Annotated in this window: 21 protein-coding genes; 15 read left to right on the top strand and 6 right to left on the bottom strand. The window is 55.2% G+C overall.

What is annotated here, in order from left to right; genetic code table 11:
- Nucleotides 1-34 precede the first annotated feature (34 nt).
- The 13 genes from MKJ04_RS02400 to hisIE all read left to right on the top strand — a co-directional run bounded on the left by MKJ04_RS02400 (nt 35) and on the right by hisIE (nt 12220).
- Entirely contained in the window at nt 35-1447 is a 1413-nt protein-coding gene (locus tag MKJ04_RS02400; protein WP_241638954.1) for an anthranilate synthase component I family protein, read from the top strand.
- 1 nt (nt 1448) lies between these two features.
- A complete protein-coding gene (locus MKJ04_RS02395; RefSeq protein ID WP_241638951.1) occupies nt 1449-2012 on the top strand; it encodes an anthranilate synthase component II in 564 nt (187 codons plus the stop codon).
- Nucleotides 2013-2100: 88 nt separating this feature from the next.
- On the top strand, nt 2101-3111 hold the full coding sequence (trpD, locus tag MKJ04_RS02390) for an anthranilate phosphoribosyltransferase (protein WP_241638949.1): 1011 nt from the start codon (nt 2101-2103) through the stop codon (nt 3109-3111).
- Between the two features lie 29 nt (nt 3112-3140).
- A complete protein-coding gene (gene trpC, locus MKJ04_RS02385; RefSeq protein WP_241638946.1) occupies nt 3141-3959 on the top strand; it encodes an indole-3-glycerol phosphate synthase TrpC in 819 nt (272 codons plus the stop codon).
- Nucleotides 3956-4582, top strand: a complete 627-nt coding sequence (locus tag MKJ04_RS02380; RefSeq protein ID WP_241638944.1) for a phosphoribosylanthranilate isomerase — start codon at nt 3956-3958, stop codon at nt 4580-4582. Before trpC ends, MKJ04_RS02380 begins: the two co-directional genes overlap by 4 nt.
- 113 nt (nt 4583-4695) lie before the next feature.
- Nucleotides 4696-5883: a tryptophan synthase subunit beta gene (gene trpB, locus MKJ04_RS02375; RefSeq protein WP_241638942.1), complete on the top strand. Its 1188-nt coding sequence runs from the start codon at nt 4696-4698 to the stop codon at nt 5881-5883.
- A complete protein-coding gene (gene trpA / locus MKJ04_RS02370) occupies nt 5876-6652 on the top strand; it encodes a tryptophan synthase subunit alpha (RefSeq protein WP_241638939.1) in 777 nt (258 codons plus the stop codon). The genes trpB and trpA overlap by 8 nt, the downstream gene beginning before the upstream one ends.
- Nucleotide 6653: 1 nt before the next feature.
- Entirely contained in the window at nt 6654-7664 is a 1011-nt protein-coding gene (locus tag MKJ04_RS02365) for a bifunctional 3-deoxy-7-phosphoheptulonate synthase/chorismate mutase (RefSeq protein ID WP_241638937.1), read from the top strand.
- A gap of 139 nt (nt 7665-7803) precedes the next feature.
- On the top strand, nt 7804-9159 hold the full coding sequence (mgtE, locus tag MKJ04_RS02360; RefSeq protein WP_241638935.1) for a magnesium transporter: 1356 nt from the start codon (nt 7804-7806) through the stop codon (nt 9157-9159).
- Nucleotides 9160-9464: 305 nt separating this feature from the next.
- The gene (gene hisH / locus MKJ04_RS02355; RefSeq protein WP_241638933.1) at nt 9465-10046 is read left to right on the top strand and encodes an imidazole glycerol phosphate synthase subunit HisH; all 582 of its coding nucleotides are present in this window, start codon (nt 9465-9467) and stop codon (nt 10044-10046) included.
- Entirely contained in the window at nt 10043-10771 is a 729-nt protein-coding gene (hisA, locus tag MKJ04_RS02350) for a 1-(5-phosphoribosyl)-5-[(5-phosphoribosylamino)methylideneamino]imidazole-4-carboxamide isomerase (protein WP_241638931.1), read from the top strand. The genes hisH and hisA overlap by 4 nt, the downstream gene beginning before the upstream one ends.
- Nucleotides 10761-11519: an imidazole glycerol phosphate synthase subunit HisF gene (gene hisF / locus MKJ04_RS02345; protein WP_241638929.1), complete on the top strand. Its 759-nt coding sequence runs from the start codon at nt 10761-10763 to the stop codon at nt 11517-11519. Before hisA ends, hisF begins: the two co-directional genes overlap by 11 nt.
- A gap of 92 nt (nt 11520-11611) precedes the next feature.
- Nucleotides 11612-12220 (top strand): bifunctional phosphoribosyl-AMP cyclohydrolase/phosphoribosyl-ATP diphosphatase HisIE, encoded by a 609-nt coding sequence (gene hisIE, locus MKJ04_RS02340; protein WP_241638927.1) that lies wholly within the window; start codon nt 11612-11614, stop codon nt 12218-12220.
- Nucleotides 12221-12316: 96 nt separating this feature from the next.
- On the opposite strand, the gene MKJ04_RS02335 is transcribed toward hisIE, so the two are convergent.
- Nucleotides 12317-13177, bottom strand: coding sequence for an alpha/beta fold hydrolase (locus MKJ04_RS02335; RefSeq protein ID WP_241638925.1), 861 nt, complete (start codon nt 13175-13177; stop codon nt 12317-12319).
- A 285-nt stretch (nt 13178-13462) separates the two neighbouring features.
- Between MKJ04_RS02335 and MKJ04_RS02330 the strand changes: the two genes are divergently transcribed.
- Entirely contained in the window at nt 13463-15142 is a 1680-nt protein-coding gene (locus MKJ04_RS02330; RefSeq protein ID WP_241638923.1) for a hypothetical protein, read from the top strand.
- A 27-nt stretch (nt 15143-15169) separates the two neighbouring features.
- On the opposite strand, the gene MKJ04_RS02325 is transcribed toward MKJ04_RS02330, so the two are convergent.
- Nucleotides 15170-16948: a chloride channel protein gene (locus MKJ04_RS02325; protein WP_241638920.1), complete on the bottom strand. Its 1779-nt coding sequence runs from the start codon at nt 16946-16948 to the stop codon at nt 15170-15172.
- Between the two features lie 206 nt (nt 16949-17154).
- Between MKJ04_RS02325 and MKJ04_RS02320 the strand changes: the two genes are divergently transcribed.
- The gene (locus tag MKJ04_RS02320; protein ID WP_241638917.1) at nt 17155-17973 is read left to right on the top strand and encodes a metallophosphoesterase; all 819 of its coding nucleotides are present in this window, start codon (nt 17155-17157) and stop codon (nt 17971-17973) included.
- Here MKJ04_RS02320 and mnhG read toward each other — a convergent pair.
- The 4 genes from mnhG to MKJ04_RS02300 are packed head-to-tail and all read right to left on the bottom strand — an operon-like array spanning nt 17936 to nt 20703.
- Nucleotides 17936-18394 (bottom strand): monovalent cation/H(+) antiporter subunit G, encoded by a 459-nt coding sequence (mnhG, locus tag MKJ04_RS02315; RefSeq protein ID WP_241638914.1) that lies wholly within the window; start codon nt 18392-18394, stop codon nt 17936-17938. The genes MKJ04_RS02320 and mnhG overlap by 38 nt on opposite strands.
- On the bottom strand, nt 18391-18666 hold the full coding sequence (locus MKJ04_RS02310; protein WP_241638912.1) for a monovalent cation/H+ antiporter complex subunit F: 276 nt from the start codon (nt 18664-18666) through the stop codon (nt 18391-18393). The genes mnhG and MKJ04_RS02310 overlap by 4 nt, the downstream gene beginning before the upstream one ends.
- Nucleotides 18663-19148 (bottom strand): Na+/H+ antiporter subunit E, encoded by a 486-nt coding sequence (locus MKJ04_RS02305; RefSeq protein ID WP_241638909.1) that lies wholly within the window; start codon nt 19146-19148, stop codon nt 18663-18665. Before MKJ04_RS02305 ends, MKJ04_RS02310 begins: the two co-directional genes overlap by 4 nt.
- Nucleotides 19149-19185: 37 nt before the next feature.
- Nucleotides 19186-20703 carry a proton-conducting transporter membrane subunit gene (locus tag MKJ04_RS02300; protein WP_241638906.1) on the bottom strand — a complete coding sequence of 506 codons (1518 nt, stop codon included), beginning with the start codon at nt 20701-20703 and terminating at the stop codon, nt 19186-19188.

The raw sequence follows: 20703 nt of genomic DNA, 5'->3' as shown, positions 1-20703 counted from the left end.
AGCGGGCTTTTTATTTATGACCCTGTACAAAGCAATGGAAAAGTTCAAAATCAGTACCACTTACAAACGCCTGTTGGCGGATACGCTTACGCCCGTGAGCGTGTATCTGAAGCTGCGCGACCGCTTCCCGAACAGTATTTTGCTGGAAAGCTCGGATTACCACGGCGCGGAAAACAGCTTCTCCTATATCTGCTGCAGCCCCCTGGCCACCATCAAGGCGGAGAACGAGGTCCTGACGGAGACTTTCCCGGACGGGAGTGAGCGCCGCACCGACATTACCCGCGACCTGAGCGTGCCAGCCAAACTAGCGGCCTTTGCCGGGAGCTTCGACATCGAGGAGCACAACAGCTTCAACTTCATCCACAACGGCCTGTTTGGCTATATAAATTACGATGCGGTTCGCTATTTCGAGGATATTGACCTGAACCTGCGCCCCGACCGACAGCAAATCCCGGACCTGTACTACGCGGTATACCGGCACATCATCGCCATTAACCATTTTACAAACGAAGCCTTTATCTTTGCCCATAACTACCAGAAGGACATCGATGATGGCATCACGCAGCTGGAGGTATTGTTGAACAGCCTCAACATCCCGAGCTATACCTTCCGGGTGCACGGCGAGGAAGAGGAGAACATCAGCAGCCACGACTACCTCAAGAACATAGCCAAGGCCAAGCAGCACTGTTTTCGGGGCGATGTGTTCCAGCTGGTGCTGTCGCGCCGTTTCGCGCAGGCCTTTCAGGGAGACGAGTTTAATGTATACCGTGCGCTTCGTTCCGTAAACCCCTCGCCATACCTGTTTTACTTCGATTACGGCAGCTTCAAGATCTTCGGCTCCTCCCCGGAGGCGCAGCTGGTGATCAAGGACAAAAAAGCCAGCATCTTCCCGATTGCGGGCACCTTCCGGAGAACCGGCGACGATGCGGCGGATGCCGCGCTGGCCGAGAAGCTGCTGGCAGACCCCAAGGAAAACGCCGAGCACGTGATGCTGGTGGACCTTGCCCGCAACGACATCAGCCGCAACGGGCACAGCGTGAAAGTGGAGACCTTCCGCGAGATCCAGTTCTATTCCCACGTCATTCACCTGGTATCCAAAGTGTCGGGGCAGCTGCATCAGCAGGAAGACTCGCTGAAAATGGTGGCCAGCACGTTTCCGGCGGGCACGCTTTCCGGTGCCCCCAAGCACATGGCCATGCAGCTCATCGACAGGTATGAAAACACAAACCGCGCATTTTATGGCGGCTGCATCGGGTTTCTCGACTTCAACGGCAACTTCAACAGCGCCATCATGATCCGGTCTTTCCTAAGCAAAGACTACAAGCTATACTACCAGGCCGGCGCAGGCATCGTGGCCGCCTCCGAACCGGAGAGCGAGCTGCAGGAGGTAGACAATAAATTAATGGCGCTGCGCCGTGCCCTTCAGCTAGCCCAAGAGATAAACTGATATGAAAGTCCTTGTTATAGATAATTACGATTCGTTTACCTACAACCTCGTGCACCTGCTGCAGGAGCTGGGGGCGGAGGTCACCGTCCGCCGGAACGATAAAATCACGCTGGAGGAAGTAGGCGCTTTCCAGAAGATCATGCTTTCGCCAGGCCCGGGCATACCCGATGAGGCAGGCATCCTCAAAGACGTGATCCGGAGGTATGGGGCCGAAAAAAGCCTTTTCGGCGTATGCCTCGGGCATCAAGCCATTGGGGAGGTATACGGCGGCAAGTTGTTTAACAGCAATGCGGTATGGCACGGGGTAGCCATGCCCGTTCGGGTTGTGAGCGACGATGAGCTACTTTTCCGGAACATACCGCAGGAGTTTGGAACAGGTCGCTATCACTCCTGGTTAGTAGAAGAGGAGATGCCGGATTGCCTCGTGCCCACCGCCGTGGATGCCGAGGGCCACATCATGGCGCTGCGCCACCGCGAGCATGACGTGCGGGGCGTGCAGTTCCACCCGGAGTCGGTGCTGACCGAGCATGGAAAACAGATCATCAAAAACTGGCTGGAAAACTAAACCGTGGCCGGTTAATCCGAGACTTCACCCATCCGTCAGGATGTATGGGATTTACTTTTATCAGGCATCCAGTACATAAGCTAGAGAAATGAAAGAGATACTGAATCATTTATTTGAACATAAAACGCTGTCAAAGGACCAGGCACGGGAGGTATTGGTGAATGTGGCCGCAGGACACTACAACCAAAGCCAGATTTCCAGCTTCCTGACGGTATATATGATGCGCAGCATCACCGTTGCTGAACTGGAGGGCTTCCGGAACGCGCTACTCGATTTGTGCCACCGCGTAGACCTGGATGCATACAACCCTATGGATCTGTGCGGTACGGGAGGTGACGGAAAGGACACGTTTAATATCAGCACGCTGTCTTCGGTGGTTGTAGCCGCGGCGGGGGTTCCGGTGGCCAAGCACGGCAACTATGGCGTGTCATCTTCGTGCGGGTCCTCAAACGTGCTGGAGGCCTTGGGTATAAAGTTCACCACCGACACCGATGCCCTGACGCGGAGCATGGACAAGTACAACATCTGCTTTCTGCACGCGCCGCTGTTTCACCCGGCCATGAAGAGCGTGGGGCCTATCCGCCGGGATCTGGGCGTGAAGACGTTTTTCAATATGCTCGGGCCGATGGTGAACCCCGCCTTTCCGAAGCGGCAGATGGTGGGTGTGTTCAGCCTGGAGCTGGCGCGCATGTATGGCTACCTGTACCAGCAACAGCCGGAGGTGCAGTACAGCATCATACATACCATGGACGGCTACGATGAGGTGTCTCTGACCAGCCCCTTCAAGATCATCTCCGATAACCGCGAAGCCCAGTATGACGCGGACACGCTGGGCTTGCCCCACCTAAAGCACGAGCAGATCAAGGGCGGGGATGATGTGGCGGCCTCTGCCAAACTTTTTATGGACGTTTTGCAGGGCAATTGCACCGAGGCCCAAACCGCTGTGGTGTCTGCAAACGCGGGCATGGCCCTGCACACGGCCCGGCCGGAGCTTGCCCCGCAGGACGCGGTGGCCCTGGCAAAAGAAACGCTTGCGTCCGGGAAGGCATACAGCCTGTTTTACAAGTTGATAAACGATAAAGCTGCCGTGGTGGCCTAAGGTCCCGCTGGCATTACTAAGATAAACACATGAACATACTTGACGAAATTATCACCCAGAAGCACAAAGAAGTGGCGGAGCGGAGGGAGCTATACCCAGTGAAACTGCTGGAGAAAAGCCTTTATTTCGAAACCAAATGCCTCTCGCTGGAGCAGTACCTGCTGCGCCCAGACAAGAGCGGCATCATTGCGGAGATCAAGCGCAGGTCACCCTCTAAAGGCGCCATCAACCCCTACGTGTCCGTCGAGCGCACCTCGATCGGCTACATGCAGGCGGGGGCCTCGGCCCTGTCGATCCTGACCGACACGAACTACTTTGGCGGCAAGAACGAGGACCTGCTCACGGCGCGCAAGTTCAACTATTGCCCGATTCTGCGGAAAGACTTTATGGTGGATGAGTATCAGGTTGTGGAGGCGAAGTCTATCGGTGCCGATGTGATTCTGCTAATTGCGGCGGCCCTGGAGCCTGCCCGCCTGAAGGAACTCGCGGCTTTTGCCCGCTCCCTGGGTATGGAAGTATTGCTGGAGGTGCACGACCTGAACGAGCTGCAAACCAGCATGAACGAATTTGTGACCGTGGTGGGCGTGAACAACCGAAACCTGAAAACCTTTAAGACGGATGTGGGGCTGTCGTTTGAACTGGCAAACCACATTCCAGTCGGCATCACTAAAATCTCGGAGAGCGGACTGAGCCAGCCACAAACACTGGTGGACCTGCAGGAGGCGGGCTACAACGGCTTCCTGATCGGGGAGAGCTTTATGACGAGCAGCAGGCCGGAGCAGGCGGCCGCTAAATTCATCAAAGAGCTGCGCGCTTTGCAGGCCAAAAAGAAGGAGGCCGTGGCATGAAGGTGAAAGTGTGCGGCATGCGCGACCCGGAAAACATCCGGCAGGTGGCGGCGCTGCATCCCGATTTCATGGGCTTTATCTTTTACGGGGACTCCAGGCGGTTTGCAGGGGAGCATATCACGCCTGAGTTGCTGGCATCGCTCCCAGCTTCTGTCCAGAAAGTCGGGGTATTCGTGAATGAAAGCAAGGAGCAGATTCTGAAGACCGTAAAGGAGTATGGCCTGGACCTGGTGCAGCTGCATGGCCGCGAGACGCCGCGTCAGTGTCAGGAGTTACAGCAGGCAGGAGTCCACATTATAAAAGCTTTTTCCGTGGGCGATGCTTTTTCTTTTGAGAGTACGCTTCTTTACGAGCGTTGCTGCGATTACTTTCTCTTCGACACCAGAGGCAAGCACTATGGCGGCAACGGCGTGGTTTTCGACTGGGAGTTGCTGAAAAATAACATAGCCGAAAAACCATATTTCCTAAGCGGCGGCTTAACCCTAGCCCTGCTGCAGCAGGACGAGTTTGCTAAGATTCGGCCCAAGCCGTTTGCTGTAGACGTAAATAGCGGCTTCGAACTGGAACCCGGCCTGAAGAAAGTAGGGGAGCTCAAACAAATGCTGGAGCTTTTTAAAGCCTGACTTCAGCATTTCAACAATGACTCAGCGCTTGTAGCTGATTACTAAAATACTGGATAAGGCAATCGGCTCCTGAAAACGGCTGTTGCCGATCGTCTAACATTTAACGACTTAACATGAAATACGCAGTCGACGAAAACGGCTTCTACGGAAAATTCGGTGGAGCTTATATACCCGAGATGCTTTATCCCAATGTGGAGGAGCTTCGGCAGAATTACCTGAAGATTATGCAGGAGCCTGCGTTTCAGGAAGAGCTGCAACTCCTGCTGAAGGATTATGTGGGGCGACCCACGCCGCTATACTACGCCAAGCGCCTGTCCGAAAAGCACAACACCAACATCTACCTCAAGCGTGAGGACCTGAACCATACCGGGGCCCACAAGATCAACAACACCGTGGGGCAGGTGCTGATGGCCAAGCGGCTGGGCAAGCATCGCATTATTGCGGAGACCGGTGCCGGACAACACGGCGTGGCCACTGCAACCGTATGCGCCCTGATGGGGCTGGAGTGCATCGTATACATGGGCGAGGTCGACATTGAGCGGCAGGCCCCGAACGTGGCCCGCATGAAGATGCTGGGTGCCACCGTGGTGCCCGCCATCAGCGGCAGCCGCACCCTGAAAGACGCCACCAACGAGGCCATCCGCGACTGGATTAATAACCCCGAGGATACCTATTACATCATTGGCTCGGTGGTGGGCCCGCACCCATACCCTGACATGGTGACCCGGTTCCAGGCAGTTATTTCGGAAGAGATGAAATGGCAGTTGAAGGAGAAGACTGGGCGGGAGAACCCGGACTTTGTTGTGGCCTGTGTGGGCGGCGGCAGCAATGCGGCCGGTGCCTTTTATCACTATCTCGACACGCCCGAAGTAAAACTGGTGGCCGTAGAGGCCGCCGGTATGGGCGTGGACTCCGGTGAGTCGGCTGCCACGTCGGTGCTGGGTAAAGAGGGCATCATACACGGAAGCCGCACGCTGCTGATGCAAACCGAGGACGGGCAGGTAACCGAGCCATACTCCATCTCGGCGGGCCTCGACTATCCGGGCGTGGGACCGCTGCACGCGCATTTGTTCGACTCCAAGAGGGCGATTTTCGAGAACATAACGGATGAAGAGGCGCTGCAGGCGGTGCTGGAACTGACCCGTTTGGAAGGCATCATACCTGCCCTCGAAAGCGCACATGCCTTGGCTGCCCTCGACCGGATCGGGGCGAAGCCGGATGATGTGGTGGTCGTGAACCTCTCGGGCCGCGGCGATAAAGATTTGTCAACCTACCTAGATCGATTCCAACTCAATGGATAACAGAATAAAAAAGCTATTCGCACAGAAGCCGCAGGGACTGCTGTCGGTTTATTTCACGGCAGGCTACCCGAGTTTAGAAGACACGGTGCCGATTATACTGGAACTGGAGAAAAACGGCGTGGACCTGATAGAGGTGGGTATGCCCTTCTCCGACCCGCTGGCCGATGGCCCGACCATCCAGCAGAGCAGCGGAATTGCCCTGAAAAACGGCATGACCATACCAAAACTCTTCGAGCAATTGCAGGAGATCCGGAAACATACCCAGATTCCGCTGGTGCTGATGGGCTACCTGAACCCGGTGATGCAGTATGGCGTGGAGCGCTTCTGCCAGAAGGCCCGCGAAGTGGGCATCGACGGCATCATCCTGCCGGACCTGCCGCTGGCCGACTATGTGCGGGAGTATAAGGCGATTTTTGAGCAGAACAACCTCAGCAAAATCTTCCTGATTACCCCGCAGACACCGGAGCAGCGCATCCGCGAGATCGACAGCCATACCAATGGCTTCGTGTACATGGTGTCGTCGGCCTCTACCACGGGCAGCACCAACGGGCAGGCCGTGGTCAACACCGACTATTTTGACAGGGTAGGGAAGATGACCCTGAAAAACCCGGGCATCATCGGTTTCGGCATCCACAACCGCGACACCTTCGCGCAGGCCTGCAACCACGCAAAGGGGGCGATCATCGGCAGCGCCTTTATCAAGGCATTGGGCCAGGAGGGTACAGTGGCAGAAAACATCCAGAATTTCATCCAAAGCATTCGAAACTGACATGATCATACAGCTGCAACAGGGCATCCCTGACGATATAAAAGAGAACATACTCCAGCAGGTACACAAAATCGGCTACCAGGCCAGCGAGGTGAAAACCCAGCGCGGCGATTACCTGGTGGCCATTGGCAAAAAAGAGTTTGACATCCGCACGATTGGCCAGCTGCCGGGCGTGGCGGACATTCACCGGGTGTCGGAGGAGTATAAGCTGATCTCGCGCAAGTGGCGCGTGGAGCCCACCCGCATCGACCTGGGCGACGGCGTGACGGTGGGCGAGGGCAACTTCAGCATCATGGCCGGTCCGTGCTCTATCGAGAGCGAGAAGCAGATTGAGCTGGTGGTGGAGCACCTCAAGGAAAATAACGTGCAGATCATGCGGGGTGGGGTGTTCAAGCCGCGCAGCTCGCCATACGCCTTCCGGGGTATGGGCATTGACGGACTGCAGATGTTTTACCGCATCTGCCGCGAAAACGGCATTAAGATCATCACGGAGGTGATGCAGGTATCGCAGATCGAGGAGATGATCGACTACGTGGACGTGTTTCAGGTGGGCGCGCGCAACAGCCAGAACTTCAACCTGCTCGACGCGCTTGGCGAGGCGCAGAAGCCCGTACTGCTGAAGCGCGGTATCTCCGGCACCATCGAGGAGCTGCTGCAGGCGGCGGAGTACATTTTCTCGAACGGAAACGAGAACATCATGCTGTGCGAGCGCGGCATCCGGGGGTATGAAAAAGCCTATCGCAACATCCTGGACCTGAACGCCGTGCCCGTGTTGAAGGAGAAAACGCACCTGCCCGTGATCGTGGACCCGTCGCACGGCATTGGCCTGCGCGACTACGTGGCCGACATGGCACTGGCTGCCGTGATGGCCGGGGCAGACGGCATCATCTACGAAACACACCAGAAGCCGGAAGAAGCCTTCTCAGACGGACAGCAGACCCTGAACTTTGCCGAATCGTCGCGCCTGATCGGGCGAATGCGGCAGGCCTATGCCCTGCGCGAAAGTTTTTAAACACATTTAGCCAACTACACGACAGTCTGCCAAAGCCTGATTTATGTATAAGTCAGGCTTTGGCGTTGGATGCGCAGGCAACAGTTTACCACAAACGGAGTAAAGCATCTTGCAAACAGATGCGCGGAGTACACTTATCATGGCAAAAGCACTGGACACTTTCCGGAGTGATTTAAATCTTGAGGACTTGCGCAGCAAGCACCCTAACGACATCGCAGAGGTGATCAGCAAGCTCAGCGCCAAAGAACGCATCCTGGCGTTCCTGCTGTTGCCCGGCGAGCTGAAGGCCGAGGTGCTCACCTACTTTACCCACAAGATACAGGAGGACATCCTGAAGGAACTGGGCTCGCGCGACACGGCCGAGATGCTGGAGAACATGGCCCCCGACGACCGGACGGAGGTGTTTGAGAACTTCCCCGACCTGCTCATCAAAGAGTCCATCAACCTGCTCTCCGACGAGGAGAAGAGCATCGCGCTCAACCTGCTGGGCTACCCCGAGAAAAGCATCGCCCGCCTCATGACGCCCTATTATATCCAGTCGAAGAAAAGCTGGACCGTGCGGCAGGCCATCGCCAACATCAAGCGCTACGGCAAAAAAGCCGAGACGCTGAACCACGTCTACATCGTGGACAAGGAGAACAAGCTGATCGACGATATCCGGATCGGGAAACTGCTGATGGCCGAGGAGGAGCAGACCATTGAGTCGCTGATGGATTACCAGTTCGTGAGCCTGATCACCACCATGAGCCGCGAGGAGGCCATCGAGCAGTTCGACAAGTATGACAGGGCCGTGATGCCGGTAGTGTCGGAGAACGGCGTGCTGGTGGGCATCGTAACGTTCGACGACATCTTTGACGAAATTGAGCGGCGCGATACCGAGGACATTCAAAAGTTCGGTGGTCTGGAGGCCCTGGAGCTATCCTATACCGAAACCCCGCTGCTCACCTTAGTAAGAAAGCGCGCCAGCGTGCTCCTGATCCTGTTTCTGGGGGAGATGCTCACTGCCTCTGCCATGGGTTTTTTTGAGGTGGAGATTGAAAAGGCCGTGGTGCTGGCCCTGTTTATACCCCTCATCATTTCGAGTGGCGGTAACTCCGGCTCGCAGGCCGCCACCCTCATTGTCAGGGCGATGGCCATCAAAGAGCTCGGCTTGCGCGACTGGTGGTATGTGATGCGCAAGGAGGTCCTGTCGGGGCTGATGCTCGGGCTGATCCTGGGCACGGTCGGCTTCCTCCGGATCATTGTGTGGCAGCAGGCTGGGTTTTATGACTATGGCGCATACTCCGTTTTGATCGGGATGACCGTGGGGCTCTCGCTGATCGGCATTGTGCTGTGGGGCACGCTCTCGGGTTCCATGATCCCGTTTTTATTGCGTTTGCTGGGCCTGGATCCTGCAACATCCTCCGCACCGTTTGTCGCCACGCTGGTAGACGTAACAGGGCTGGTGATCTATTTTTCCATCGCGGCCACGCTGCTGAGAGGCACCTTGCTGTAAATTTTTAAGAAATCATACCCTAAACTAGCGCACTTGTTTTATATTTGTACTCATTATGGCAGCAGCAAGGGCACATGTGCATCACCACCACCCACGAAGCAACAGTTTCGGAGCCGTCTGCCTATGGATTTGCTAAACAAGATAAACACATATCCAAAAGCCTGACTCCGTAATGGGTCGGGCTTTTTTTTTGAAACCAGCGTCTGGGTATTGTTCCCGGCTGATTTCTCAGAGCATGCTTAAAATGCGCTTCCAAAAGATGAATTTTATACCTGCTCGAAGCTACATGTATACATACAACAGAGATGAATTTAGTTATCGTTGATTATAAGGCGGGCAATGTGCAGTCGGTGCTGTTCGCCCTGGAGCGGCTGGGCGTGCAGGCAACCCTGAGCGCTGATTTTGAGACCATCAAGGCGGCCGACAAAGTGATCTTCCCGGGCGTGGGCGAGGCCTCTTCGGCCATGGCGCAGCTCAAAAGCCGCAACCTCGACCAGTTGCTGCCAACCCTGGAGCAGCCTTTTTTTGGGGTATGCCTGGGCATGCAACTGCTCTGCCAGCACTCCGAGGAGGGCGATACCGACCTGTTGGGCATCATCCCGCTGCAGGTAAAGCGCTTCCAGACGGACCTGAAGGTGCCGCACATGGGCTGGAACCAGTTGGAACGGCTAGCTTCGCCGCTGTTTGATGGACTGCAGGAGCAGGAGCATGTATACTATGTGCACAGCTACTACGTACCCATGAGCGATTATACCATTGCCCAGACCTCGTACCCGGAGCCGTTTTCGGCTGCCGTACAGTATAAAAATTTTTACGCAGCGCAGTTTCACCCGGAGAAAAGCGGACCTGCCGGCGCCCGAATCCTGAAAAATTTCTTAGCGTTATGATGGAGATTATACCTGCCATAGACCTGATCGGCGGCCAGTGCGTGCGCCTGACCGAGGGCGACTTTGCTCAGCAAACCACCTACGACAGCAACCCGCTGGAAGTGGCCAAGCGCTTTGAGGCTCACGGCATCAAACGCCTGCACCTGGTTGATCTGGACGGGGCCCGCGCCAAAAAGCCGGTGAACCTGGACGTGCTGGAGAGAATTGCCGCCAACACCAATCTCACCATTGACTTCGGCGGCGGCTTGCAGTCGGACGAGGCGGTGCAGCAGGCCTTTGACGCCGGAGCGTCTCAGATCACGGCGGGCAGTATCGCCGTGCGCGAGCCAGAGAAAGTAAAGGGCTGGCTGGAGCAGTATGGTCCGAAGCGCATCATCATCGGGGCGGACTTCAAGGGCAAAAACATTGCCATTAGCGCCTGGACCGAGGAAAGCGATTATGCCCTGGAGACTTTTATCTCGGATTATGTGAACTACGGCGCCAAGCTGTTTATCTGTACCGATGTGAGCAAGGACGGCAAACTGCAGGGCCCTTCCCTCGACACTTACCGCCAGCTGAAAGAAACGCAGCCAGCGGCTGGTATCATCGCCAGCGGCGGCGTCACCACGATGCAGGACGTTGAAGTGCTCCAGGAAATCGGGGTTACGGGGGCCATCATCGGCAAAGCCATATACGAAGGCACCATCCAGTTAAAAGACTTAGAGCGATTTATATATGCTGACTAAACGTATCATTCCCTGCCTCGACATCAAGAACGGGCGCACCGTAAAGGGTGTGCGCTTCGAGAACATCCGCGATGCCGGCGACCCGGTGGAGCTGGCCAAATGGTATGCCGAACAGGGTGCCGACGAGCTGGTGTTCCTGGACATCACGGCCACTAACGAAGAGCGCAAGACCTTTGCCGAGCTGGTGCGCGACATCGCCCGGCACATCGACATACCCTTCACGGTTGGAGGGGGTATAGGCGCAGTGGCCGATGTGGAAGTGCTGCTGCAGGCGGGCGCCGACAAGGTGTCTGTCAACTCGGCGGCCATCCGGAACCCACAACTGGTGGAGGAACTGGCCAAGCGCTTCGGAAGCCAATGCGTGACCGTTGCCGTAGACACCAAGTATACCGAGGCAACCGGCTGGAAAGTGTACGCCCGCGCCGGCACCGTGGAAACCGAGCACTCCACCGTGGATTGGTGCAGGCACGTGACGGATTTAGGGGCCGGCGAAATCCTGCTGACCAGCATGAACAACGACGGCACGAAGGCCGGTTTTGCGCTGGATATAACAGGCGAAGTAGCCAAAGCGGTCTCCGTGCCAGTGATTGCTTCTGGGGGCGCAGGCAATCTGCAGCACTTTTCGGACGTTTTTCAGCATGCCCATGCCGATGCCGCCTTGGCAGCCAGCCTTTTTCACTTTCGTGAGATGGGTGTGCCCGATCTGAAGCAGTACCTGAAACAGGAGGGTATATCCATACGGCTTTAAGTTATATATAAACGGACTACAAGTTTGGACGAGGCCTTTGTGCATATGGCCAAATTCGTAATTCGTAATTTCTAATTTGTAATTATCAAAAAGTGGAACTTGACTTTGATAAATCCGGCGGCCTGGTGCCTGCCGTGATACAGGACGAATTGACGGCACAGGTGCTGATGCTGGGGTATATGAATCAGGAGGCGCTGGACAAGACGCGCGAGGAGGGAGTCGTGACTTTTTTCTCGCGTACCAAAAACCGCCTCTGGACCAAAGGGGAAACCTCGGGCAATACCCTGGAAGTGAAGAGTATTACCCGGGACTGCGACGCCGACACGCTGCTGATTAAAGTGAAGCCGAACGGCCCAACCTGCCATACCGGCACCACCAGTTGTTTTGGCGAGGAAGAAGGCGCAAACCGCGCGGCGGCCATACGCTTTATCGCAGACCTGGAGGGAGTCATCCGGAAACGCAAAGCCAATCCCGTGGAAGGCTCTTATACCAACTTTCTCTTTGACAAAGGCGTGAACAAGATCGCGCAGAAAGTGGGGGAGGAAGCTGTGGAAACGGTGATCGATGCGGTGGCCGGAAAGCACGAAACGATGAAGGGCGAAGCCGCCGACCTGCTCTACCACCTGCTGGTACTCCTTTCCGCCTCAGGCATGGAGTTAAAGGACGTGGTGGCCGTGCTGGAGGAACGCCACAAAAAATAGCTTTTTATACCTGGCGGGGCGACGGGTTTTGATCCTGCCGCCCCGCCTTTTTTTTATGGGTATAAGCAGGTATGAAGAAAGGTATGAACGCCTTTCTTATCCCAGAAAAGCCCGGATCGCATCGGTTACCTCCCCACCTTTTTCCTCCTGAAGGAAATGCCCGGCCTTGAATTTTATCACCTTTGCCTCCGGAAACGCATCCTCCCACTTCCCGAGGAAGTGCAGGGGGAGCAGGCTGTCTTTCTCGCCCCATAGGATCAGCTTCCGTATATTTTTCATCTTTTCCCGTTGCTCCCACAACTCCCTGAAATAGGGGTTTGCTTCGTGCAGCGCCTTTGCCAAGTGCCAAGTGCCCAATCGGCTGGCGGCGGAAGAGAAGGGCTTGAGATAATGACGGTGAATGTCCTTGGTTAGAAACTTCCGCTCATGGTAGCCTCTCGGCAGCAGCATGCGTGCAGAAAAATTTAGGCGCAGGTATAAAAACTTGCCGATGCCCCCGCTCAAAAATTTACTTACCTGCGTCAGCTGCTTTTCTTCGTCCAAAGGCCACATCCAGGTGTTCAGGATGATGATATTTTTAACATTTTCAGGATGGCGCAATGCATACCTTAGCCCGATAGGTCCTCCAAAATCATGCACCACCAGGGTAATATCCTTTAACTTTAATTCGTGTATTAGAGCCTCCAGATTGTCTGCATGTGCTTCCGGGGTATAGGCAAAACTACCGGGGTTGTCCGAAAGGCCGAAGCCGAGGTGGTCGGGGGCGATGCAGCGGTAGTCGCGGCGCAGCGACTTGATCTGTTGCCGCCATAAAAACGACCAAGTGGGGGTGCCGTGCACAAAAACGATGGGTGCTCCCTCGCCCTCGTCTACATAATGGAGCCTCCCCGCAGGTAGCTGTAGCGTATGGTGCTGAAAAGGATAGAAGATGGTGTCGAGCCACGTGGGAGTTTTCATGCACATCATTGCTAAGTACAAAAAAGGGATTCAGGAAACCGGCCACCAACTCAGTTCGGCGAGAACAGGCCAGCTGTATGATTTTATACCACCAATAAGCAGCTCTGGCAGAAATACTGCGCCACGGCGGGTGCCTCACATATCACAGGTGGCGGATCGTGCTTTTACAGGGTTGCCCTTGATCAAATATCCACTTAACCGGGCGGATAAACAAGCGTCTTTCAAGCAAAAAACGGAGTTATACCCTGAATACACGTAAGGAAAAGCACACGAACAAAAATTGAATTGAGAAAGCAAAAGAACACGGGAAACAAGGCGAAGCATTGGCTTAAAATCGGTGCCTGGATTGTAGGGGTTGCCTTGCTGCTGTTCGCAGGGCTGATTTTTTTCACCGATTGGCTGGAGCGGAAGCTGGAGCATACCGTCGCGCAACAATCTAACGGGGTATACAGCCTGCAACTCTATGGCTTTCAGGTTTCACCGTTTGCCGGGGCTGTCTCCGCAGACAGCCTTTCGCTAGTGCCTGACTATGCGCGCTGGGAAGAACTCCGCAGCCAAAAGAAAGAGGTATCCCGCACCCTTCTGGATTTGAGCACCGGAACCGTTGACCTGACTGGACTGAATTTCCTGAAAATGCTGCTTGGAAAAGGCGTCTCGCTGGACAGGCTGGCGGTGGAGCGGCCCGACCTGCTGCTGACACTCATGCAGGAAGATACCACCCAACAGCACAAGCCGCTTCACCAAACCGTTCGGGGTATGCTTAAGGGGATGCGGGTAGGGGCGATGGACATCAACAGTGCCCGGTTGCGTTACCGCAAATACGCGGTTACCTCGGTAAATCTATTTTCCATGCAGCGCTTCGACTTTGCCGTGAATGACTTTCAGCTCGACAGCCAATCCTTTGCGGCATCCAACCGAGCCTACTATGCGCAAAACATCACGCTTCAGGGCACCGGCATACAGTATTTGTTTCCCGATGGCGCTTACCAACTCACCTCCGACACCTTGCGACTCAGCACCGCGCAACGAAACCTCCGCCTACAGCAACTCATGCTCACCCCAACTAAGGCTCCTGCCGAACTTGCCCGTTCTAAAGGCAAGGCTGTTTCCTATATGCAGCTGGATGTACCCGAAATTAGGCTAACTGGTTTGGATTATCCGGCCCACTCGCGCGAGAACAGCTTTGAGGTGCGGCATGTTGCTGTCAGGGAGCCCGCGTTGCGGGTATTTAAAGACAAGCAAAATTTCAAGAATAAAGGTGCGCAGCCGCTGCCTCACGAGTTGGCGCAGCACATGAAGGCCAAGTTTTGCCTGGACTCAGTGGAAATTGAGAATGGCTTCATCCGGTATGCGGAACTGGTGCCCAAAGCGATTAAAAGAGGACATATCAACTTACAAAACTTGCACATGACCCTGCGGAACGTAAGCAACATGCCCCGCTATACTTCCGATAAAAAGCCTGCAGTCATCAAGGCAACCGGCAAAGTGATGGGGAAAGTGCAGATGCAGATGACGGTATACATGCCCCTGCTCAATAAAAATGGCTATCATCGGATTGAGGGCGAGATTAAATCCGGCAACCCTGAAATTCTCAACCCGATCCTGGCCCCGACTGCATTTGTCAGGTTCGAGAAGGGGTATGTAAACAGCGGGAGATTTGAGGTGGAGCTGACCAATAAGCAGGCCGTCGGGAGTTTGCGTTTGCTCTACCAGAACCTTAAAATAGACATCCTGTCGAAAGGCACGGGCGGTGAACAGTCTTTCGGGAAAAAAGTGCTGACAGCGCTCGCGAACCTGGCCGTGATCAAAGAGAGCAATCCCGGCGACAAAGGAGAGAAGCCCAGAATCGGCAAGATCAATGTCACCCGAAACCCTGAGAACTCGGTGTTTAGCTATTGGGTAGACTGCCTGATGGACGGCTTTATGTCGTCCGCCGGTTTAGGCGGGAAAGCGGAGAAACTGTAGGGTATACCTTCCCGGCCTGGGCGTCGGTTACGCGTTCGTGGTTTTAATCAGGAGCTTTCTGTATTTGGTGAAGATGCTGGACTTGGACACGAAGCCCATGTATCTTTCCTGGCGGAGGACGGGCAGGTTCCAGGCGCCCGACTCATCAAACTTTTTCATCACATCGGCCATGCTGTCGTCGTATTGCACCACGGCAGGCGGCTTCACCATCAGTTCCTTCACGTGCACAAGGTCATACTTATCCGTCTTGAACATGATCTCCCGGACGTTCTCCAGGAAAATGACGCCCTCCAGTTTATTCTCTGCATTCACTACCGGAAAAAGGTTGCGGCGCGAATGGGCGATTACCTGCACCAGTTCCCCGAGCGTGGCATCCGGTGAAATTGGCTGAAACTCACTCTCTATCAGGTGGCGGATTTTCATGATGTGCAGGATCGTGCGGTCTTTGTTGCCGGTGAGCAGCTGGCCTTTCTGCGCCAGTTTTTTCGTATCGAGCGAGTAGGGCTCAAAGTATTTGACCATAGCGTACGACGAGGCAGCCACCAGCATGAGCGGGATCATCAGGGTATACCCCCCGGTGATCTCCGCGATCAGGAACACCGCCGTCAGCGGCGCATGCATCACCCCGCTCAGGATACCCGCCATACCCACCATCGAAAAGCTGCTGACCGGCAGGTTGCTGATGTTGAGCATGTTAATGAGTCGCGCGAAGAAATACCCCGTGCTGGCCCCCACAAACATGGACGGCGCAAAGTTGCCCCCGTTGCCCCCCGAGGCGATCGTGATGGTGGAGGCAAACACCTTTACCAGCGACAGCGCCCCAACAAAACCCAGTACCAGCCATTCGTTCGTGCCGAAAAAGGCAAGCCAGCTATCCTGTAAAAGCTTTTCGGCATTGTTGCGCTCCAGCACCATGATGCTGTTGTACCCTTCCCCGAAAAGCGGGGGAAAAAGCATGATAAGCAGTCCCAGCAGCATGCCGCCCACCAGAGCCCTGATGTATACCTTTTGCTGATAGGACTCAAAAACTTCCTCCACGCGCAGGGCCATTCGCGTATAATAAACAGACATCATACCGGCCAGAACGCCGAGCAGCACATAAAACGGCACATGCGACGCCTCAAAGTACTCGCGCTGCCCGATGTTAAACAGGATTTCCTCCTCGAGGATGATTTTGGAGCAGAGGGTGCCCACCACGGCGGAGATGATCAGCGGGATGAAGGCGGCAATGCTGATGTCGGTCAGGAGCACCTCGATGGCAAAGAGCACGCCGGCAATGGGCGCGTTGAATACCGCCGCAATGCCCGCCGCTGCGCCACAGGCCAGCAGGAGGGTGCGGTCCCGGTAATTCAGGTGGTAGTCGCGGCCGTAGTTCGAGCCGATGGCCGAACCAGTGACCACGATAGGGGACTCCAATCCTGCGGAGCCGCCAAAACCGGCTGTGATTGCGCTTGTCACCACATGGGAGTACATTTTGTGGCGCTCCACGATACTTGATTTCTGGCTGATGTTATACAGGATATTGGCCGTGCCCCGCCCGATGCTCCCTTTGAAGAATGTGCGCACCACCAGCACGGTGAGCAGGATGCCTATGATCGGGAAAATGACGAGCCAGTAGGGCTGGTCGAGGAGCCGGTTGCCATAAGCCAGCAGCAGATGAATATAGTGCACCAGAGACTTGAGCACAACAGCCGACAAACCCGCGGTTAAGCCCACCAGCACACTGGAGAGTAGCATGAATTCACGATCGGAGGTGTGGCGGCGGAGCCAGAGGAGTGGAATTTTGTATTTTTTGTAATGTGGCATTGCAAGCGTTCTCCCCGTAGAGCATTTATGTAAGGCCGTAAAATTAGAAAGAACTGACACCAACCTCAACCCAAAATGAAGTTGTTATTCAGATATATAAAAATAATCAACCATACATTGGGTACTTTGCACAAACTTTGCGGTAGCCTCCAGAATAAAAGAGACCAAAGCAGTTCAAATAGCAATTAATTCAGTACGCGCACAGCATGGCAGCACAGCAGCAACACCACTTCAGAACACTATCGGAAGAGCACGGCCCATTCCATATCATTGGCGATGTGCACGGTTGTTTTGATGAACTGCAGCTGCTCCTGAAGCAGCTGGGCTATACCGTTGCCTTCGACGAACAGGTGCAACGGTATGTAACCACGGTGCCGGGCAGCTATAAGGTTATTTTTGTGGGTGATCTGGTAGACCGTGGCCCGAACTCGCCCGAGGTGCTGCGCCTGGTCATGGACATGATGGAGCAGGGGGTGGCCTATTGTGTGAGCGGAAACCACGACGACAAACTATACCGCATGCTGCTGGGGCACGATGTACAAATCCGGCACGGGCTGGAACTGACCGCGGCGCAACTGGAACCCTACGACCAGGCTTTCCGGCAACGCCTAATTGACTTTCTGGGGTCGCTGCCGCATCATCTGGTGCTGGACGACGAACGGCTGGTTGTGGCGCACGCGGGCTTGGAGGAGCACCTGCACAAACGCAACTCCAAGGGAGTGCGGGCGCTGTGCCTCTACGGCCCGACCACAGGCGGCAAAGACGAGCGAGGGCTGGCGGTGCGCCTGGACTGGGCCGCAGAATATTGCGGAAAGGCTGTGGTGGTGTATGGCCATACCCCCGTGCATGTGCCCAGCTGGCGCAACAATACCATCAATATTGATACCGGCTGCGTGTTTGGAGGAACTCTCACCGCCCTGACTTACCCGGAATATGCCCTGACCGAAGTCCCGGCCCTGAAAAAATACGCGGAGTCCGTGCGGCCGTTTATCCTGTATCCTCAGCACGCTCCTCATTCATCTTAGCTTTTTCCCCTTCCTTTTCCTCTTTATACTTGTCCCCGTTCACCTCACCGTCCAGGTGCTCCCGGTGAAGGTATGTTCTGAATTCGGTCAGGTTGGTTCGATCCCAGAAAGGGATTTTGTTTTGCACGGCCGTGCGCGCAATCACGTGGGCCGCCACGGGTGCCGTGATGAATACAAACGTGATGATAGCCAGTATTTTGACGAGCATGCTGGGTTTGTTGAAGTGGACGGCCAAACCCAGCAAGATTAACCCCACGCCCAGCGTGGCCCCCTTGGTGATGGCCGACATACGAATGTAAAAATCCGGGAGGCGCAGCAGCCCAATCGTGGCAACCAGCATAAAAAACACCCCTAGCAGTATAAAAACACAGCTGATGATCTCTTTCAGCTGCCCCATGTCTATGTTTGCGGTCAGTATCATTTTGTGATGCGCATAAGGTAGTAGGCAAATGAGACAGAGCCCAGAAACCCGAAGAGCGACAGTATGATCGCCACGTCGATAAAATCCTCATTATCCGTCAGCTCGGTATATATGGCAATGATGCCGATAACGTTGGCCACGATCAGGTCGAAGGCGGTGACCCGGTCGGGCAAGCTGGGCCCGAGGGCAAAGCGAATAGCCGTCAGCAACAGGCAGAAGCTGAGCACAATCATGGCGATAATCAAGGTGATCTCAAAGATATTCATACTCATGTCGTCAGTTCTAGTAGTCTTCGCTCAAATCCGTCCTTGATGTGGCGTTTCACTTTCTCTACATCGTTCTGCTTCACGTAGAGGGCATGCACGTAAAGTGTCTGCCGGTCTTTGCTCACGTCCAGGCTCAGGGTGCCGGGGGTGAGGGAGATCATGTTGGCCAGCAGCATAATCTCCAGGTTGGTTTGGACGGCAAGCGGCAGCGCAATCACGGTGGGGCGCATGTAGTAGTGGGGGGTGAGGATGTCGTATGCGATCTTGAGGTTGGCGTATATCATCTCCTTCAGGAAAAAGAGCGACAGCCCGAGCGCCTTCGGAAGCTTGCGGAAATAGGATTTCCGGTAAAACAGCGTACTCATCCAGAGCAGCGTGAACACCAGGGCAAACACAAGCGAGGCGCTCAGGGCATTGTAGGGGATCGCTAAATGATCCTCCCGCAGGGCCATGAAAACAAGGGCAAATGCCAGCACACAATGTATCATGAATATTCGCATCAGGTATAAGTTGATCGTTAACTCCCTATTGGTTTAATACGGCATCGGTATAGGCTTTGGTGTATAGCAGTTGGTTGGCGGCCTGCTGCGCTAACCCGATGAGTGGCTCCGCATACACACTGATGAACAGGATGGCTATAAACAGCAGTACCACGGGGGTATAAAGCAGCCAGACAGTCGGAACAGTGGCCTTGGGTGCACTCTCTGGGATAGGAAGCTCACTGGCTGGCTTGTTCTTCCAGAAAACCTCATTCCAAATTTTCGTCATGGAGAAAAGCGTGGCGAGGCTGACAAAGAGCGAAACTCCAACAATGGTATAATTCCCGGCCTCAAAGCCGCCTTTGGCCAGCATAAACTTTCCCCAAAAGCCAGAGAGCGGGGGCATACCGGCCAGCGCCAGTGCCGACACCAAAAACAGCAGCGCCAGCATCGGTTGCCTGCAATATACCTCGCCCAGCTTTTTGAGGGAGAACGAATGGTGCAGCCGCGCCACCACGCCACTCACCAGAAACAGGTTCGTTTTCACGAGGATGTTGTGCACGATAAAAAAGACACTGCCCGCCAGTGCCAAGGGGGTATAAATAGCGAGCCCCATCAGCATATACCCTATCTGGCTGATTATATGGAAGGAGAGTATCTTCCGGAAATCTGTCTGGGCCGCGGCCCCGACGACGCCCACGACCATGGTCAAGCCCGAGAGCACGAGCAGCAGCGGAAGCATAAAGTCGAGGTCCGACACAAAGAGCAGTGTGAACAGCCGGATCAGGGTATAAATGCCCACTTTCGAGATCAACCCGGCGATAAAGGCAGAGATCGCAATGGGAGGGGTATGGTACGAAGCGGGCAGCCAGAAGAACAGCGGGAAGATAGCCGACTTGATCCCGAAGCCCGTCAGGAAGAATATGCTGGTGAGAGAAAGGAGTGGCATGCTCTGGTGACCGTGCTGGCGCACCTGCTGGGCCAGCACGGCCATATTGAGGGAGCCGAACAGGCTGTAAATCACCCCAATTCCGGTGAGCAGCAGCCCCGAGGCGATAAGGTTGATGGTCACGTACTTCAGCGTGCCCTCCAGCTGTGCCCGCGTGCCACCCAACGAGAGCAGCGCAAAACAGCAGATCAGCAGCACCTCAAACCAAACGTACAGGTTAAAGATATCGCCGGTGAGGCAGGCCCCGGACACCCCCATCTGCAACAGCAGCAGCAGCGGGTAGTACCCGATCCGCTTCCTTTCGAAGTCCAGCCCCTGCAGCGAGAAAAGCCATACCGCCAGGCCCACTACGGCCGCGCTGGTCAGGATGAGCGCACCAAACAGGTCTGCCACGAAGGTAATGCCAAAGGGGGCTGGCCAGTTGCCGATGCGTGTCGCGAAAATACCGTTTTGGGATACCTCATACAATATAACCGAGGCGGATGCCAGCCACGCTGCTTGCACCACCCCCGCCAGTATGGCCTGCACCTTTGCCCGCTGCCCTACCAGCAGGCAGGCCACGGCTCCGAGCAGGGGCAACAGCAAAGGCAGCACTAACAGTAGGTTATGGCTCAT

It is taken from the genome of Pontibacter sp. E15-1 (genome assembly GCF_022601975.1).
Classification (GTDB): domain Bacteria; phylum Bacteroidota; class Bacteroidia; order Cytophagales; family Hymenobacteraceae; genus Pontibacter.
This window is presented reverse-complemented; position numbering and strand designations above follow the sequence as displayed.